Annotated in this window: 17 protein-coding genes; 5 read left to right on the forward strand and 12 right to left on the reverse strand. The window is 66.8% G+C overall.

Features of this window, described 5'->3' with window-relative positions; all coding sequences use genetic code 11:
• From VJ693_RS05285 to VJ693_RS05305, 5 genes are all read right to left on the reverse strand, one after another.
• The coding region (locus VJ693_RS05285) for a type IV pilus secretin family protein (protein ID WP_324152451.1) at nucleotides 1-793 on the reverse strand (793 nt) is incomplete at its 3' end.
• Nucleotides 790-1,317: a pilus assembly protein PilP gene (locus VJ693_RS05290; RefSeq protein WP_324152452.1), complete on the reverse strand. Its 528-nt coding sequence runs from the start codon at nucleotides 1,315-1,317 to the stop codon at nucleotides 790-792. The genes VJ693_RS05290 and VJ693_RS05285, both read right to left, overlap by 4 nt.
• On the reverse strand, nucleotides 1,314-2,018 hold the full coding sequence (locus VJ693_RS05295) for a type 4a pilus biogenesis protein PilO (RefSeq protein WP_324152453.1): 705 nt from the start codon (nucleotides 2,016-2,018) through the stop codon (nucleotides 1,314-1,316). Before VJ693_RS05295 ends, VJ693_RS05290 begins: the two co-directional genes overlap by 4 nt.
• A gap of 8 nt (nucleotides 2,019-2,026) precedes the next feature.
• Nucleotides 2,027-2,659: a PilN domain-containing protein gene (locus tag VJ693_RS05300; protein ID WP_324152454.1), complete on the reverse strand. Its 633-nt coding sequence runs from the start codon at nucleotides 2,657-2,659 to the stop codon at nucleotides 2,027-2,029.
• A complete protein-coding gene (locus VJ693_RS05305) occupies nucleotides 2,656-3,693 on the reverse strand; it encodes a pilus assembly protein PilM (protein WP_324152455.1) in 1,038 nt (345 codons plus the stop codon). The genes VJ693_RS05300 and VJ693_RS05305 overlap by 4 nt, the downstream gene beginning before the upstream one ends.
• Nucleotides 3,694-4,035: 342 nt before the next feature.
• Between VJ693_RS05305 and VJ693_RS05310 the strand changes: the two genes are divergently transcribed.
• Nucleotides 4,036-6,396, forward strand: a complete 2,361-nt coding sequence (locus tag VJ693_RS05310; protein WP_414652233.1) for a penicillin-binding protein 1A — start codon at nucleotides 4,036-4,038, stop codon at nucleotides 6,394-6,396.
• A 104-nt stretch (nucleotides 6,397-6,500) separates the two neighbouring features.
• Here the strand turns inward: VJ693_RS05310 and cyaY are convergent, their stop codons facing one another.
• Entirely contained in the window at nucleotides 6,501-6,854 is a 354-nt protein-coding gene (gene cyaY / locus VJ693_RS05315) for an iron donor protein CyaY (protein WP_324152456.1), read from the reverse strand.
• A 129-nt stretch (nucleotides 6,855-6,983) separates the two neighbouring features.
• On the opposite strand from cyaY, the gene lptM reads away from it, so the two are divergent.
• Together lptM and lysA are read left to right on the forward strand one after the other, a co-directional pair.
• Nucleotides 6,984-7,175 carry an LPS translocon maturation chaperone LptM gene (lptM, locus tag VJ693_RS05320; protein WP_324152468.1) on the forward strand — a complete coding sequence of 64 codons (192 nt, stop codon included), beginning with the start codon at nucleotides 6,984-6,986 and terminating at the stop codon, nucleotides 7,173-7,175.
• Nucleotides 7,172-8,443, forward strand: coding sequence for a diaminopimelate decarboxylase (lysA, locus tag VJ693_RS05325; protein WP_324152458.1), 1,272 nt, complete (start codon nucleotides 7,172-7,174; stop codon nucleotides 8,441-8,443). Before lptM ends, lysA begins: the two co-directional genes overlap by 4 nt.
• Before the next feature lie 16 nt (nucleotides 8,444-8,459).
• On the opposite strand, the gene VJ693_RS05330 is transcribed toward lysA, so the two are convergent.
• The 5 genes from VJ693_RS05330 to VJ693_RS05350 form a co-directional block, all read right to left on the reverse strand.
• Nucleotides 8,460-9,485, reverse strand: a complete 1,026-nt coding sequence (locus VJ693_RS05330) for an oligopeptide/dipeptide ABC transporter ATP-binding protein (RefSeq protein ID WP_324152459.1) — start codon at nucleotides 9,483-9,485, stop codon at nucleotides 8,460-8,462.
• Nucleotides 9,482-10,459, reverse strand: coding sequence for an ABC transporter ATP-binding protein (locus tag VJ693_RS05335; RefSeq protein ID WP_324152461.1), 978 nt, complete (start codon nucleotides 10,457-10,459; stop codon nucleotides 9,482-9,484). Before VJ693_RS05335 ends, VJ693_RS05330 begins: the two co-directional genes overlap by 4 nt.
• 7 nt (nucleotides 10,460-10,466) lie before the next feature.
• A complete protein-coding gene (locus tag VJ693_RS05340; protein WP_324152462.1) occupies nucleotides 10,467-11,402 on the reverse strand; it encodes an ABC transporter permease in 936 nt (311 codons plus the stop codon).
• Nucleotides 11,402-12,385 carry an ABC transporter permease gene (locus VJ693_RS05345; RefSeq protein ID WP_324152469.1) on the reverse strand — a complete coding sequence of 328 codons (984 nt, stop codon included), beginning with the start codon at nucleotides 12,383-12,385 and terminating at the stop codon, nucleotides 11,402-11,404. The genes VJ693_RS05340 and VJ693_RS05345 overlap by 1 nt, the downstream gene beginning before the upstream one ends.
• Before the next feature lie 190 nt (nucleotides 12,386-12,575).
• A complete protein-coding gene (locus tag VJ693_RS05350) occupies nucleotides 12,576-13,523 on the reverse strand; it encodes a porin (protein WP_324152463.1) in 948 nt (315 codons plus the stop codon).
• A gap of 256 nt (nucleotides 13,524-13,779) precedes the next feature.
• Between VJ693_RS05350 and coq7 the strand changes: the two genes are divergently transcribed.
• Nucleotides 13,780-14,415, forward strand: coding sequence for a 2-polyprenyl-3-methyl-6-methoxy-1,4-benzoquinone monooxygenase (coq7, locus tag VJ693_RS05355; RefSeq protein ID WP_324152470.1), 636 nt, complete (start codon nucleotides 13,780-13,782; stop codon nucleotides 14,413-14,415).
• A 24-nt stretch (nucleotides 14,416-14,439) separates the two neighbouring features.
• On the opposite strand, the gene VJ693_RS05360 is transcribed toward coq7, so the two are convergent.
• The gene (locus VJ693_RS05360; protein WP_324152464.1) at nucleotides 14,440-14,868 is read right to left on the reverse strand and encodes an OsmC family protein; all 429 of its coding nucleotides are present in this window, start codon (nucleotides 14,866-14,868) and stop codon (nucleotides 14,440-14,442) included.
• Between the two features lie 314 nt (nucleotides 14,869-15,182).
• On the opposite strand from VJ693_RS05360, the gene ilvA reads away from it, so the two are divergent.
• On the forward strand, nucleotides 15,183-16,048 hold an 866-nt coding region (ilvA, locus tag VJ693_RS05365; RefSeq protein WP_324152465.1), incomplete at its 3' end, for a threonine ammonia-lyase, biosynthetic.

Here is a 16,048-nt window from a genome sequence, read left to right on the forward strand (position 1 = left end):
GCACCTCGAGGACGAATTGCGTATCGGTCTGGTAGGCGCTGTGTTCCCAGGCGCCGCGCGGCTCGACGATCATGCGTACCCGATCGCCGCTCTGCACTGTCGACAACGATTGAACCGGCGTGCCGAAATCCGACACATCGAGTTTGCGCCGCAGCGATTCCGGCAGCGTCGAACGCAGGAACTCGACGACGAGGTTTTGTCCCTGCTGTTTCAGATCAACGCCGATCTGGGTGCTGGCCAAGCCGACGATGATGCGCCCCGCCCCATCCGGCCCGCGGCGGAAATCGATGTCACGCAGCGGCAGTTGCTCGGCGTTCTGGCTATTGGCGAAATGCACTGGTTGCGGTGCAGACGCCGGAGCCGCGGTGGCGGAGGTGGCAATGGTCGGCTGATCCAGCATGATCAGCAGCGACTTGCCCTGCAACTCGGTGCGGTAGTTCGTCGGCTGCTTCAGACTCAACACCAAGCGCGTGCGATCGCCGGCACTGGCGATGTTGACGCTGCGGACATTGGCGGAATTGATCTCGACGGCCGACTTGCCGATGCCATTGACGACGTTCGGCAGGTCGATGGCGACCCGGGGCGGCGCCTGGATCGCAAACCCAGTTGGCGCCGCGGCGAGCGCCTCGCTGAGTTCGACGCGGATCACCTCGCCGGTCGACTGCTGGTTGCTGCTGACCGAGCGGATCAGATTCTGTGCCCAGGTCAGGCTCGGCATCGCCAGCCCCAGGGCCAGAAGCAGCCCTCCCACCGTCCAACTCCGCATCTTGCGTGACTCCAACTTGTGATTCATCGCGCCTTCTCCTGAAGCTGGAGGGTCGTGGTGCGCTCGATCCATTCGCCCGCCGCGTCCTGCACGAGTTCGCGCAGTGACAGTTCTGTTTCGCCGATCTTGGTGATCTGGCCGTAGTTCTGGCCGATGTATTCGCCCGCCTTGACGTAGTGCAGCAGCTTGTCGACCTCGATCAAGGCGTGGGGGCTGCCTTGACGGGTGACCGTGCCGACCATCTTCATCGCGTCCAGGGGATAGGCCTCGAGCGGCTCTTTGCGCCGGCGAAGCTGTGCGGCGAGCATCGCGTTCGTCTGGCCACCGTCGATGCGCGTGCCCGAGCCGATCTTCTGGCTGCTGAAGGGCTCGATGCCCGAGATGGACGCGTAAGGCTGCGGCACGAACTTCTTCGGCGCCACGATGGGCTCGACGCTGGGCTTGACCTCGCGCTTCTGCTCGTCCATCCACTGCGTCAGTTCATCGGTGTTGGCGCCGCACCCCGCGAGGATTGCCGCGGCGCCGACCAGACTCAGAGCCAGGCGCTTCATGACTTCTTGCCCTTATCCTTTTGCTTCGCCTTGGCCGCCGCGGCCTTGACCTCAGCGACCTCGGCTGCGTCCAGGTAGCGGTACGTGCGCGCCGTGGCCTCCATCACCAGGTTGCCTGAAGTGTCCTTCGGCGGTGGTGCGATCGTCAGGTTGTGCAGCGTCACGATGCGCGACAGGTTGGCCACATCCGCGACGAACGAGCCGACGTCGTGATAGCGGCCGGAGACCTTGATCGCGATCGGCAACTCGGCGTAGTAGTCCTTGACCACCACCTGGCCGGGCCGGAAGAGCTCGAACTGCAGGCCACGCCCGATGCCGGCCTGGTTGATGTCGGACAGCAGCGCGTCCATCTCGGCCTTGCCCGGCAGTTGTTTTTCGAGCTGGGTCACGTACTCCTGGACCTGCTCCTTCTGCTTCTTCAACTCGTTCAGGTTGACGGCCTGCTTCAGCTTGTCGCGATAGTCAGCCTTGAGCCGGGGCTCCTTGTCGCGGGCGGCCTGAAGACCACTGTCGGCGTCACTGAGCACCGCGAGCCAGCCGAGCGCCACGACCACGATGGCCACCGCGATGCAGCTGACGATCTTGGGCAGCACCGGCCATTGGCCTGGCTCTTTCGGGTTGAGCTCGCGGAACTGGGCTGCGGCGCGGCGCAGTGCCGCGGCGACATCGATGCGTGGCGTGGTGGATTTGCTGGTAGCCATCATCCGCCTCACGAAACCTTGGCCGGCTTGGTCGGCTTGGCCGACCCTGGCGCACTGGCGGCACTCGCCGCGCCTGCGGGCCCCTGCGGGCGCTTGATCGTCACACGCATCGAGAAATCGAACAGCCGGCGTTGATCACGGTCCTTGCCGAGGGTGACGGCCTTGATCTCGACGAGCTCCGGCCGCTCCAGCCAGGGCGAGTTGTAGGCGGTGTTGCGCAACATCTCCGACACACGTTCGTTGGTCTGCGACATGCCGCCCACCGTGACGATGTTTCCGTTTTGCCTGACCGAGGTGAGATAAATGCCTTCGGGCGTCTGCTTGACCAGTTCGTCGAGCAGGTAGACCGGCACGTTGCGGTCGGTCTGCAGGTCTTCGACCGCTTTCTGGCGCGCCTTGAGCGCGTCGATCTCGGCGCGCAGCGTGGCGACGTCCTTGATCTGGTCCTCGAGCTTCTTGATCTCTTCGGCCAGGAAGCGGTTGCGCGACTCCTGCGCCGACGTGAGCTGCTGCAGCACGCCGAACCACAGGATCACGATGCCCACGCCGACCACGCCGGCCAGACCCAGCGCCGAGAAGAATGCCCGCTTGCGTTCCTGGCGGCGCGCTTCGCGGTGCGGAAGTAGGTTGATCAAGATCACTGCACGAACCTCCGCATCGCCAGGCCACAGGCCGTCAGGTACGACGGCGCCTCGCGTCGCAGCTTGGCTTCGCGCACCGAAGAGCCGAGCTTCATGCCTTCGAACGGATTGACGACCTTGGAGGCGAAGCCGGTCACGTCCTTGACCCGTTCGCGCAGGCCCGGCATGGCCGCCGTGCCACCGGCCAGCATCACGTAGTGCACCTTGTGGTGGGGGGTACTGGTGAAGAAGTACTGAAGCGCGCGGCCGATCTCGTGCGCCAGGCTGTCGACGAACGGGGTCAACAGCGTGGGTTCATAGTCTTCCGGCAGGTCGCCGCTGATCTTCTTCTGCTCGGCCTCTTCGTAGGAGAAACCGTACTGGCGGGAAATCAGCTGCGTGAGTTGGGAGCCGCCGAAGGATTGATCGCGGTCGTAGAGCATTTCCTCTTCGCGCAGCACCTTCAGGCTGGTCGTGTCGGCGCCGATCTCGAACAAGGCCACCAGCGAGTCCTTGCCCTGATCGGGCAGCGCGCCGATCAGCCGGCCCATGGCCAGGCGCGATGCGTGCGATTCGATGTCGAGCACCACCGGCGTGAGCCCGGCGGCCTCGGCCAGACCCTGGCGGTCCTGCACGCGATCCTTGCGCGACGCAGCGATCAGCACGTCGACATCGCCGGCCGAGTTGGCATTCGGGCCGATGACGCAGAAGTCGAGGCTGACCTCGTCGAGCGAGAAGGGGATGTACTGGTGCGCCTCGGACTCGACCTGCAGTTCCATCTCGTCTTCGCGCAGGCCGGCCGGCAAGACGATCTTCTTGGTGATCACGGCCGACTGGGGCATCGCCATCACCACGTGGCGGGTCTTGGTGCCGCTGCGGCTGACCACGCGGCGCACGGCGTCGGCAACCTCGTCGAATTTCTCGATTTGGCCGTCGACGATCCAGCCCTTTTCGAACGGCTCGCTGGCCAATCGCTCCAGAACCAGTTCACCAGATGCAGATTGTGACAATTCGACCAGCTTGACGCTGGAGGAACTGATATCGAGGCCAATCATCTGCGGATGCTTCTGGCCCAACAGGCGATCAAGAAAACCCACGGGTCAAGGCTCCAGCGGCGCCACAACAGGACGCAAAGTTAACAAAGCACTTCAATCCTAGCAGCAAGAGTGTTGAGAAAGAAAGGAAAAGTGGCCGACAAAACCCACTCCTCGTTGCGATTCGCACACGTGCTCCGTTCTTATCGGCAGGGCCTCCCCCTGGGTTTCCACCAGCCACTGTGACAAGGCGTTCATGGCGGCAAGCAACTGTGTGCGAGGACGCAATTCCGCCCCGCCGGAAATCACGGCAGGTGAATCCCCCTCGATTTCTATAATCGCCCGGCCCATAGCAGGAGCCCCATGAGCGACGACGACCGCACGAATACCTCTTCAGCCAACGGCAGCCCGGCCGCCGGGCCCTGGTGGCGCACGCCGGTCAGGCTGGTGTTGGGCGCGCTGGGGCTGGCCGGAGCCGGCCTGATCGTCATGCTGATCTCCGCGGCCATCGCGCTGGCGGTCGCCTACCCGAACCTGCCCGAGCTCGATTCAGTGACCGACTACCGGCCCCGCTTGCCCCTGCGAGTGATGTCGGCCGACGGTGCCCTGCTCGGCGAATACGGCGATGAACGCCGCACTTTCACGCCGATCGCCCAGATCCCGAAGGTGATGCAGGACGCGGTGTTGGCGATCGAAGATGCTCGCTTCTATCAGCACAGCGGCGTCGACTACATCGGCGTGATCCGCGCCGGGCTGGCGCAATTCGGCTCGGTGGGCAGCCAGGGTGCGTCGACCATCACGATGCAGGTGGCGCGCAACTTCTACCTCTCGACCGAGAAGTCGGTGACGCGCAAGCTCTACGAGATCCTGCTTGCGCTGAAGATCGAGCGCCAGCTCAGCAAGGACCAGATCCTCGAGCTGTACATGAACCAGATCTATCTCGGCCAGCGCGCCTATGGCTTCGCCGCGGCCAGCGAGATCTATTTCGGCAAGCCGCTGAAGGACATCACGATCGCCGAGGCGGCGATGCTGGCCGGCCTGCCCAAAGCGCCGTCGGCCTACAACCCGATCGCCAACCCGCGCCGCGCCGCCGTGCGCCAGCAGTACATCATCGACCGGATGCTCGACAACGGCTTCATCACGCCCGAACAGCATGCCGAAGCCAAGGCGCAGGAACTGAAGTACCGCGTGCCGACGGACGTGCCAGTGCATGCCGAGTATGTGGCCGAAGTGGCGCGCCAGCTCGTCTTCAATCAGTATGGCGCGGACACCTACACGCGCGGGCTGCAGGTCCAGCTGACCGTGCGGGCTGCCGATCAGATGGTGGCCTACCGCGCGTTGCGGCGCGGCCTGATGGACTATGAGCGCCGCCAGGTCTACCGTGGACCCGAGGCCTATGTCGACCTGCCGGCGGATCCCAAGGCGGTCGATACGCGCGTCGCGGAGGCACTGGCGGACCACCCCGACAACGATGAACTCAAGGCCGCCGTCGTGCTCGAGGCGGGGCCGAAGAAGGTGATCGCCGTGCTGCAGTCCGGCGAGTCGATCACCGTCACCGGAGACGGCCTGCGCCCGGTCGCGTCGGGCCTGGCAGCCAACGCCGACGCCAAGCGCCAGATCCGGCGTGGCGCCGTCGTGCGGGCGATCAGGGGGGCCAAGGGCGATTGGACACTGACCCAGCAGCCGGAGGTCGAAGGCGCCTTCGTGTCCATCGAGCCCGCCACCGGCGCGATCCGGGCCATGGTCGGCGGTTTCGACTTCGGCAAGAACAAGTTCAACCACGTCACCCAGGCCTGGCGCCAGCCGGGCTCGAGCTTCAAGCCCTTCATCTATTCGTCGGCGCTGGAAAAAGGCTTCACCCCGGCCACCATCGTCAACGACGCGCCGCTGTTCTTCGACGCCGGCGCCACCGGCAGCCAGCCCTGGGAGCCGAAGAACTACGACGGCAAGTTCGAAGGCCCGATGCCGCTGCGCACGGCGCTGGCCAAGTCCAAGAACATGGTCTCGATCCGTATCCTGCAGTCCGTCGGCGTCGACTATGCGCGCGACTGGGTCACCCGCTTCGGCTTCGATCGCGAGAAGCACGAGCCCTACCTCACCATGGCGCTCGGCGCGGGCTCCGTCACGCCGATGCAGATGGCCACCGCCTACAGCGTGTTCGCCAACGGCGGCTACCGCGTCAACCCGGTGCTGATCGCACGCATCACCGATTCGCGCGGCAAGGTGCTGCACGAGGTCGATCTGCACGGCCCCGACGAGGCGCAGCGGGTAATCGATGCGCGCAATGCCTTCGTGATGGACAGCCTGCTTCAGGAGGTGACCCGTTCCGGCACCGCCGCGCGCGCGCAGGCCACGCTGAAGCGCCCGGATGTCTACGGCAAGACGGGCACGACCAATGATTCGATGGATGCCTGGTTCGCCGGCTTCCACCCGTCGCTGGCCGCCATCGTCTGGATCGGCTACGACACGCCGCGCAAGCTCGGCGACCGCGAGACCGGCGGCGGCTTGTCGCTGCCGGTCTGGATCGAGTACATGAGCCAGGTGCTCAAGGGCGTGCCGGTCGTCGAATCGTCGGCGCCGGAAGGGGTGGTGAACGTCGCCGGCGAGTGGTACTACGACGAGTACAGCCCGGGCCAGGGCATCAGCACGCTCGGCACCGACGAGACACTGCCACAGCCGCCGACCGAGGACGAGAAGAAGGGCATCCTCGAATTATTTCGTTGACCCCCACGCTCGCTGGCGCTCGCTGCCCCCCCGAGGGGACCCTTGCAGCGGACCGGCGGGGCCGGATCCGCGCAAGCGACTTGGGGCCCACGGCGCTTCGCGCGTCAGGGGGGAAGCGAGAAGGCCAGGGGCCTGCCTGCTTGGGCGGTTGCCTGCTCGGACAGGCGCTGGAAGAAATCAACGCCGTCGCGCGTGTCGAGCCAGCGGCCGTCGGGCTGCAAGCGGAAGTGGTAGCCGCCCGCCTTGGCAGCCAGCCACAGTTCGTGCAACGGCGGCTGGGTGTTGATGATCAGCTTGCTGCCGTTGGGCAGCGCCAGTTCGAGCAGGCCCCCGGTGCGGTGGCTGTCGATGTCGATCACGTCCTGGTCGAGCCAACGGTCGACCTGGCGCTCGATCACGGCCAGCACGGCCGAGGCGCGCTGGTGGTATTCGGCATCGGTGAAGGAGGAAGCGGTCATACACCCCCCTTGGCGCTCTGCGCCGTCCCCCCGAGGGGGAAATCGCCCTTGGGGCGGCCCTGCGTGCTCATGGTCATCGGTACACTTCGCGGCATGCCGTACCGCGCCGCGTCGAGTGTAGTGGCGCCCATGCCGCGCCACCGGGTCAGGGTCTTGAAGCCAAGCCTAGTTTGTGCCCTGGGGTTGTGCCTGCTGGCCGGCTGCGGCCAGCGCGGGCCGCTGGTGCTGCCTGGTGCGGCTTCGGTGGCTCCGGCCGCTCCCACCCCTTCCCCTACCGCCCCACCGTCTTCGGCCGCCAGCGCGGCCACCCCCGCTCGATGACACTGCCCGGCCACCCCTTCCTGACCGCCCGCGACGATGGCCTTTGGCTCGAGGGCCTGCCGCTGCTCGAGCTGGCGCGCCGCTTCGGCACGCCCTTGTACGCTTATTCGCGCAACGCCATGCGCGCCGCCGCAGCGAGCTACCAGCGCGCCCTGGCGGGCCGGCCGCACCTGCTGTGCTATGCGATGAAGGCCAACTCCAGCCTGGCCGTGCTGCAGACCTTCGCCGAGGCGGGTTGCGGTTTCGACATCGTGTCGGGTGGTGAACTGCAGCGGGTGCTGGCGGCTGGCGCACCCGCCAGCCGCATCGTGTTCTCGGGCGTCGGCAAGACCCACGACGAGATGCGGCAGGCGCTGGACGCCGGTGTGCGCTGCTTCAATGTCGAGAGCGAGCCGGAACTGGCCGCGCTGTCCGAGGTGGCCTCTTCGCTCGGCCGGCGCGCGCCGATGAGCCTGCGCGTCAACCCGGATGTCGATGCCGGCACGCACCCCTACATATCGACCGGCCTGAAAGCCAACAAGTTCGGCGTTGCCCACGAGCGGGCGCTGTCGGTGTACCGGCAGGCGCGGGAGCTGCCAGGCATCGAGGTGGTTGGCATCGATTGCCACATCGGGTCGCAGATCACCAGCGCGAGCCCTTACCTGGACGCGCTGGACCGCCTGCTCGATCTGGTCGACGCGCTGGCCGCAGACGGCATCGATCTGCGGCACATCGACCTCGGCGGCGGCCTCGGCATCACCTACACCGACGAAGAGCCGCCCAGCGCCGAAGACCTGGTGCGCCAGATGCTCGCCCGCATCGACGAACGCGGCCACGGCCACCGCGAGATCCTGCTCGAGCCCGGCCGCTCGCTGGTCGGCAACGCCGGCGTGCTGCTGGCGTCGGTGCTGTACCTGAAGCCGGGCGAAGAGAAGAATTTCTGCATCGTCGATGCGGCGATGAACGACCTGGTGCGCCCGGCGATGTACCAAGCCTGGATGCGCATCGAGCCTTGCGTGCGCCGCACCACCCAGGCGCGCACCTGGGACGTGGTCGGCCCGGTCTGCGAATCGGGCGACTGGCTGGGCCACGACCGCAAGCTCGCTGTCGAGCCGGGCGACGTGCTCGCCGTGCTGTCCGCCGGCGCCTATGGCATGACGATGGCGAGCAACTACAACACCCGGCCTCGCGCCGCGGAGGTGATGGTCGACGGAGACGCGGTGCACCTGATCCGTGAGCGCGAATCGGTGGCCCAGTTGTTTGCCGGCGAGAAGCTGATCGCCGGCTGAACGCGCCGGGCGGCCGTCAGATACGGCCCTCCTCCACCGCATGGCAGGCGATCTGGATGCCGGCCAGCGATTGCCAACGTGGCCGCTCGGCGCGGCAGCGCGCATTCGCATGCGGGCATCGTGGATGAAAGCTGCAGCCGCTGGGCGGGTTCAGCGGGTTAGGCACCTCGCCCTGCACGGGTGTGCGGGCTCGGCCGCTCATGTGCAGATCGGGAATCGCATCGAGCAGCATCCGTGTGTACGGGTGGCGCGGTGCGCCGAACAGCGCCGCCTTCGGTGCCAGCTCGACCAGGCGGCCGAGGTACATCACCCCGACGGCATCGCTGATGTGCCGCACCACCGCCAGGTTATGGGAGATGAATAGATAGCTCAGACCGCGCTCGCGCTGCAGATCTTTCATCAGGTTCAACACCTGGGCCTGCACCGACACGTCGAGCGCCGAGGTCGGCTCGTCGCAGACGAGGAATTCGGGCCGCGTGGCCAACGCACGGGCGATCGAGATGCGCTGGCGCTGCCCGCCCGAGAACTGGTGCGGGTAGCGGCCGGCATCGGCCGGCGACAGGCCCACGGCCCTCAGCAAGTCGGCGACTTGCGCGACGAGCTCGCCGGCGTCTTTCACCAGCCCGTGTTCGCGCAAAGGCTCGGCGACGATGTCCTGCACCCGCCAGCGGGGGTTCAGGCTGGCGTACGGGTCCTGGAAAATCATCTGCATGCGCCGCCGCAGCCGCAGAGCCTGGGCCGAGGCGAGCGTCTCATGCGTCGGCTGGCCGTCGAAGATCACTTCGCCGCGGGTCGGCGTGTGCAGCCCGACGAGAAGCCGCGCGACCGTGCTCTTGCCGCAACCCGATTCGCCGACCAGCGCCAGCGTCCGCCCGGCCTCGATGCAGAAGCCGACGCCATCCACCGCATGCACGAAACGGCGCGGCTGGCGCTCGACCAAGCGGTTCAGCCATGGCGGCGACACGTCGAAGACCTTGGCTAGGTCGCGCGCTTCGACGAGAGCGGTTCCAGGGGCACCGCTGGGCAGCCAGGTGGCGCTCACGCCGCACCCCCTGGTGCATGCAGCCAGCACGCGGCGCGCGTTGTGCCTGCATCGAGCAACTCGGGCCGCTCGACGCTGCAGCGCGGCATCGCGTCGGCGCACCGCGGGTTGAAGGCGCAGCCCAGCGGGATCGCGTTCAGCCGCGGCATCGCGCCGTCGATCTGCGCCAGACGTTCGCGCTCGACGTCCATCGCCGGAATCGAACCCATCAGCCCACGCGTGTAAGGGTGGGCCGGCCGGTGGATCACCGCCTGCACCGGCCCGATCTCCACGATGCGGCCGGCGTACATCACCGCCACGCGATCGCAGGTTTCGGCGATCACGCCCATGTCGTGGGTGACCAGCATCACCGCTGCGCCGTGATCGCGCGCGACGCGCTTGAGCAGCGAGATGATTTGCGCCTGGATCGATACGTCCAGCGCCGTGGTCGGCTCGTCGGCCACGATCAGCCGCGGCTCGGCCGCCAACGCCAGCGCGATGACCACCCGCTGGCGCATGCCGCCGGAGAACTGGTGCGGGTACTGGTCGATGCGCGCCTCGGGCGCCGGAATGCCGGTCTGGCGCAGCAGGTCGATCGCGCGCTCGCGGGCTTGCGCGGCCGACAGGGGCAGGTGCGCGCGGATCGTCTCGACCAATTGATGGCCCACTGTGTACAGTGGGTTCAGCGATGTCAGCGGGTCCTGGAAGATCGCGCCGATCTGGCGCCCGCGCACCCGCCGCCACTCGGCCGGCCGAAGTTGGTCGATTCGGCGACCCTCCAGGCGCACTTCGCCAGCTGCGATACGGCCGGGCGGCTCGAGCAGGCCGATGATGGCAGCGCCGGTCAGGGACTTGCCCGCGCCCGATTCACCGACCACACCGAGGATCTCGCCTGGCGCGATGGTGAAGCTGATGTCGTCCAGCGCGAGCAGCGTGCCGCGGCGGGTCGGAAACTCGACCCGCAGGTGACTGACTTCGAGCAATGGGGAACTCATCGGCGATTCACTGCAGCCGCGGGTTCAATGCATCGCGCAGCCAATCGCCCAGCAGGTTCACGCTCAGTGCGATGATCATCAGCATCGCACCGGGAAAAACGGTGATCCACCATTCGCCCGAGAACAGGTAGTCGTTGCCGATGCGGATCAAGGTGCCCAATGACGGGCTGGTCGGCGGCACGCCGACGCCGAGGAAGGACAGCGTGGCCTCGATGATCACCGCCGCCGCGATGTCGATGGTTGCCAGCACCAGCACCGGGCCAGTGACGTTGGGCAGCACGTGCCGCCACATGATGCGCACCGGCGCGACACCGATCACCCGGGCCGCCTGCACGTATTCCTTGTGTCGTTCGACCAGCGTCGAGCCGCGTACCGTGCGGGCGTACTTGACCCAGCCGGTCAAGGCAATCGCGAGGATCAGCACCGTGAACGCGAGCGCGTCGTGCGCATTGGGGAACATCGCGCGCCCGACGCCGTCGATCAGCAGCGCGACAAGGATGGCTGGGAACGACAGCATCACGTCGCACACGCGCATGATGAAGGCGTCGAGGTGCCCGCCGGCGAATCCCGACAGCAACCCGAGCCCGACCCCGAGCACCAGCGACAGCACGACGGCGCACAGGCCGACGAACAGCGAGATCCGCGTGCCGTAGATGACGGCCGAGAGGATGTCCCTGCCCTGGTCATCGGTGCCCAGCAGGAAGCGGGGGTTGCCGTCCGGCTGCCAGGCGGGCGGCAGCCGGGCATCCAGCAGGTCGATCGTCGAGAGGTCGAACGGATTGTGGGGCGCCACCCACGGGGCGAACAAGGCCGCGAAGGTGCTGACGAGCACCAGGACCGCCGCCATCTGCGCGACGGGCGACCGACGAAAGCTGTGCCAGAGGTCGCCATCGAAGAATCGGCCCCAGGCGCCGCCGGGTGACGAAGAATCGACGGGAACCATCAGTGAGCAGCCACAGCGCGGTCAATCCGCAACCGGGGGTCGACCACGAAATACAGCAGATCGACCACCAGGTTGATGACGACGAAGATCAGCGAGATCAGGCACAGGTACGCCGCCATCACCGGGATGTCGGCGAACTGCACCGCCTGAATGAACAGCAGGCCCATGCCCGGCCACTGGAACACCGTCTCGGTGATGATCGCGAAGGCGATCAAGCCTCCGAGTTGCAGGCCGGTGATCGTCATCACCGGCACGAGCGTGTTCTTAAGTGCATGGCTGAAGTAGACCGTGCGCTCGCTCAGGCCGCGGGCCCGGGCGAACTTGATGTAGTCGGTGCGCAGCACTTCGAGCATCTCCGCGCGCACCAGCCGCATGATCAGCGCGAGCTGGAAGATCGACAGGGTGATCGAAGGCAGCACCAGATGGCGCCAGCCATCGAGCGTCAGCAGCCCGGTGGTCCAGCCGCCCAGCGACACCACCTCGCCGCGCCCGAAGCTGGGCAGCCAGTTCAGCACCACGGCGAAGAGCAGGATCAGCAGGATCCCGATCAGGAAGGTCGGCAGCGAGACACCCAACAGCGAGAAACCCATCAGGAACTGGGCGAGCCAGCTGCCACGCCTCAGCGCGGCCACCACGCCCATCGGGATGCCCAAGACGAGCGCCAGCACGGCAGCAGCCAGCGCCAACTCCAAGGTCGCTGGCATCCGCTCGACGAACAGTGCGGATACCTTGCGGCCCTGGCGCAGGCTCAGGCCGAACTCGCCGCGGACGGCGTTGCCAATGAAATTGGCAAACTGCACGACCGCCGGCCTGTCGAGGCCCAGATCGGCACGCAACTGGGCCCGCTGCTCCGGCGTCGCCTCCTGGCCCAGCAGGTTGGTGACCGGATCGCCGACGAACTGGAACAGCAAGAAAGCGATCAAGGCCACCGCACCCATCACGACGATCGCTTGGGCCAGGCGGCGGAGGATGAAGGCGAGCATGCTGGTGGGGTGCTTTGCAAGCGGCGTGCCGAGGGCCGTGATCAGGCCTGGCGCGTCGAAGCAGCCCGTTTGGCAGTTCGACCAGCCCAGTGTAGCGGCCGGCTCCGGCGCGCCACCCCGGCGTTTGCCCCATGAAAAAAGCCGCCCGGAGGCGGCTTTCGCGAGCATGCGCCGAAGCGCGGTGCTGTGCTTAGAACGAGTGCTTTAGGCCCAGGTCGTAGCCGGTCTTGTGGTCCAGCGCGTCGGTTGCGCTGCCGCCAACCTTGCCCACGTCCGCATAGATCTTGGTGCGCTTGGAAAAGTTGTAGTGCACGCCGAGGCCAACCTTCTTGGTTTCGCCAACGACGTCGACGTCGTTCTTCGAGTACTGGGCCTTGAAGTCAAATGCGCCGAACGGCACCGTCGCGCCGATGATCCAGCCCTTGGCATCCAGGCCAGCAGCGGTCGTGCCCTTGCCATAGCCCAGAGCGGCGGTCATGAAGCCAAAGTTGTAGCGGCCGCCGATATTCCAGGCCTTGTCGTTGTCGGCGGCCGGGTTCTCGTAACCGACGCCGACCCAGAACGGACCCGCGGCGTAATTGGCCGCGATCGAGAAGGGCTTGTCGGTGCCGCCGTTCGGGGCGCCTTCGGCAATAGAGGCACCGAGATTGAAGCCGCCGACCGACAGGTCGTAGCGAACCGAATCAGAGACGCGGGCCTTGGTGATGCCACCAAAGCGCATGCCGGTGTCACGGCCTTGCGCCACCGTCTCGCCGCCGAACGGGTCGATCTGGTTCTGGATCATCAAGAACGCCGGGGTGTACTGGCGGCCCAGGTTCACCGCGCCGAAGGGCGTGACCAGACCAACGGTCGAATAACCCTGCCAGAAGGTGGCGGTCGTTTGCGTGCCGGTATCGGCCGACAGGCGGTGCTCGATGCCGAACGTGGCCTTGTAGCCGCCGCCCAGATCCTCGACGCCACGGAAGCCCAGGCGGCTGCCGCCACCGAACTGGGCGCCGTCAACGACCTGCTTGTCTTCGGTACCGATCGGCTTGGCCAAGGCTTGGTCGATGAAGCCGTAGATCGTGACCGACGACTGGGCCGAGGCAGCACCGGCGAAAGCACCCAGCACGGCCAGGGCAATCAGAGATTTTTTCATGTCAGAGATCTCCTAGGTTTGAACAAGAGGTCCCGATCGAGGGAGAACCCGGATCACCGAAGCTGGTGGGGCCGATCAGGCCAACCTCCTCATCGGAAGTTGCCGCTATTGCACCAGAGGCCCCCAGCGTGCGCAAAGAAATCGGGCAATGGCGCACCGTTTTGTTGTCATGCAACAACGAGTTAAGCGCACCAAGTTGGCGCACTGTGCTCATGGCGGTCACCGCCGCCGGGGCCGGCGGCGGTATGCTCTCCAAATGGCTGTGCTCTCTCCGTTGGATCTCTGGCTCGCGACCTTGGACAACGCGCTTCGCACCGTTTCAGGAGTGGCCCATGCGAGCAGACCGCTGCCGGCACCCGAATCCGCGACCTCGGTCTTAGCGCCCGAGGTGAAGCGGATTTCCGGCGCCCTGATGCGCGTCAATCACGTCGGCGAAGTCTGCGCCCAGGCGCTGTACGAGGCGCAAGGCCTGACCGCACGCAGCCCGCAGGTCCGCGCTCAGATGCAGCAGGCCGCGCGCGAGGAGACCGATCACCTGGCCTGGACGGCCCAGCGGCTCGAGGCCCTGGGCGATCGGCCGAGCCTGCTGAACCCGCTGTGGTACGCCGGCGCCTTTGCGATGGGGCTGGCCGCCGGCCGCGCCGGGGATGCCTGGAGCCTCGGCTTCCTCGTGGAAACGGAGCGCCAGGTCGAAGAGCACCTGGCCGGCCACCTGGATCGACTTCCCGTCGAGGACGAGGCGTCCCGCGCCGTCGTCCTGCAGATGAAGGCCGACGAGGCGACGCACGCCGACGCCGCGCTGGAGGCCGGTGGTAGGCCACTGCCCGCCCCGGTGCGCTGGCTGATGCGGGGCGCGGCGCGCGTGATGACCGCCACGGCCCACTACATCTGACCCTCTGAGGCGGTTCCGGTCGCGCTAGCCAGCCGTTTCGCGAAGTTCGACGCTCGTCGTGATGCGGGCCGTGTGGCCGATCATCGCCGTCGCCGAGCAGTACTTCTCGTGCGACAGGGCCACCGCGCGCTCCACCGCCGCCAACTGCAAGGCGCGCCCGCTGACGATGAAGTGCATGTGCAGCGCGGTGAAGACCTTCGGGTCGGTCTCGGCGCGCTCAGCCTTCAGTTGCACCTGGCATCCGCTGACCGCATGCCGGCCGCGCTTGAGGATCAGGACCACGTCGTAAGCCGTGCAGCCGCCGGCGCCGGCCAGCAAGGTCTCCATGGGCCGCGGGGCGAGATTGCGGCCCCCGCCCTCCGGCGCGCCATCCATCGTCAGGGTGTGGCCGCTGCCGGTCTCGGCCAGCATCGCCATGCCGGCGTCGGCCACCCAGTGCACCGTGCATTCCATCGTCGTGAGTCCTCGCAGCGCGAAACGAAACTATCGGCGCATTATCGCGGCCTGGAGCGCACTCCCTAGCGCAGGGATATTGCAGTGCAGCAAGAGCCGCGTTAGACTGCTCTCCAAGCGGCGGCTGGAATCGTTTTCCGGTTTGCGGCACCTCTTGTCTCCTCCACCTCCTCAACGGTGGATTCAGCCCGGGCCCTCACGGACCCGGGCTTTTTTCTGATCGGTGCTGTCATATCATGCGGCGCTGCAGCACGGCTGGCCCGGCCGTAATCTGCCTCGAGCCCGATACCGACACCCGACGAGGAGAGACGCCCATGGCCGGCGCCCGCAAGTCGCGCGCTGCGAGCGCGCGCAATGCTTTTCCCAGCTCCGCCGACTACCTGCGCCGCATCCTGACCGCCAAGGTCTACGACGTCGCGAAGGAAACCCCGCTCGACCCGGCCAAGTCGCTGTCGAGGCGGCTTGGCAACAGCGTGCTGCTCAAGCGCGAAGATTGCCAGCCGGTCTTCAGCTTCAAGCTGCGCGGCGCTTACAACAAGATGGCGCAGCTGTCGACCGAGTCGCTCACGCGCGGCGTCATCTGCGCTTCTGCCGGCAACCACGCCCAGGGCGTGGCGCTCAGCGCGCATCGCCTGAAATGCCGCGCGGTGGTGGTGATGCCGACGACCACCCCCAAGGTCAAGATCGACGCCGTGGCGGCGCTTGGCGGCGAGGTGGTGCTGCACGGTGACAGCTATTCCGACGCCTACCTGCGCGCGATCGAGATCGAGAAGGCAGAGGGCCTGACCTTCGTCCACCCGTTCGACGACCCCGACGTGATTGCCGGCCAGGGCACGATCGCGATGGAGCTGCTGCGTCAGCACGAGGGCCCGATCGACGCGGTCTTCGTCGCCATCGGCGGCGGCGGCCTGGTCTCCGGCGTGGCGGCCTACATCAAGGCCGTGCGGCCCGAGATCAAGGTGATCGGCGTGCAGACGGTCGACTCCGACGCGATGGTGCGCTCGGTCCGGGCCGGCAAGCGCGTGCAGCTTGCCGATGTCGGCCTGTTCGCCGATGGCACCGCGGTCAAGCTGGTCGGCGAAGAGACCTTCCGCCTCGCGCGCGAGCTGGTCGACGACTATGTCCTGGTCGACACCGACGCCGTCTGCGCCGCGATGAAGGACGTGTTCCAGGACACCCG

It is taken from the genome of Ideonella sp., from assembly GCF_035254525.1.
Taxonomy (GTDB): domain Bacteria; phylum Pseudomonadota; class Gammaproteobacteria; order Burkholderiales; family Burkholderiaceae_C; genus Ideonella.

What these genes read in the sequence shown, in the direction of transcription:
- lptM (WP_324152468.1), top strand. Translation starts at nt 6,984, where the DNA reads ATGCCGCGCCACCGGGTCAGGGTCTTGAAGCCAAGCCTAGTTTGTGCC.
- VJ693_RS05290 (WP_324152452.1), bottom strand. Translation starts at nt 1,317, where the DNA reads ATGAAGCGCCTGGCTCTGAGTCTGGTCGGCGCCGCGGCAATCCTCGCG.
- VJ693_RS05345 (WP_324152469.1), bottom strand. Translation starts at nt 12,385, where the DNA reads ATGCTCGCCTTCATCCTCCGCCGCCTGGCCCAAGCGATCGTCGTGATG.
- VJ693_RS05310 (WP_414652233.1), top strand. Translation starts at nt 4,036, where the DNA reads ATGAGCGACGACGACCGCACGAATACCTCTTCAGCCAACGGCAGCCCG.
- VJ693_RS05295 (WP_324152453.1), bottom strand. Translation starts at nt 2,018, where the DNA reads ATGGCTACCAGCAAATCCACCACGCCACGCATCGATGTCGCCGCGGCA.
- lysA (WP_324152458.1), top strand. Translation starts at nt 7,172, where the DNA reads ATGACACTGCCCGGCCACCCCTTCCTGACCGCCCGCGACGATGGCCTT.
- cyaY (WP_324152456.1), bottom strand. Translation starts at nt 6,854, where the DNA reads ATGACCGCTTCCTCCTTCACCGATGCCGAATACCACCAGCGCGCCTCG.
- VJ693_RS05360 (WP_324152464.1), bottom strand. Translation starts at nt 14,868, where the DNA reads ATGGAATGCACGGTGCACTGGGTGGCCGACGCCGGCATGGCGATGCTG.
- VJ693_RS05335 (WP_324152461.1), bottom strand. Translation starts at nt 10,459, where the DNA reads ATGAGTTCCCCATTGCTCGAAGTCAGTCACCTGCGGGTCGAGTTTCCG.
- VJ693_RS05340 (WP_324152462.1), bottom strand. Translation starts at nt 11,402, where the DNA reads ATGGTTCCCGTCGATTCTTCGTCACCCGGCGGCGCCTGGGGCCGATTC.
- coq7 (WP_324152470.1), top strand. Translation starts at nt 13,780, where the DNA reads ATGGCTGTGCTCTCTCCGTTGGATCTCTGGCTCGCGACCTTGGACAAC.
- VJ693_RS05350 (WP_324152463.1), bottom strand. Translation starts at nt 13,523, where the DNA reads ATGAAAAAATCTCTGATTGCCCTGGCCGTGCTGGGTGCTTTCGCCGGT.
- VJ693_RS05305 (WP_324152455.1), bottom strand. Translation starts at nt 3,693, where the DNA reads ATGATTGGCCTCGATATCAGTTCCTCCAGCGTCAAGCTGGTCGAATTG.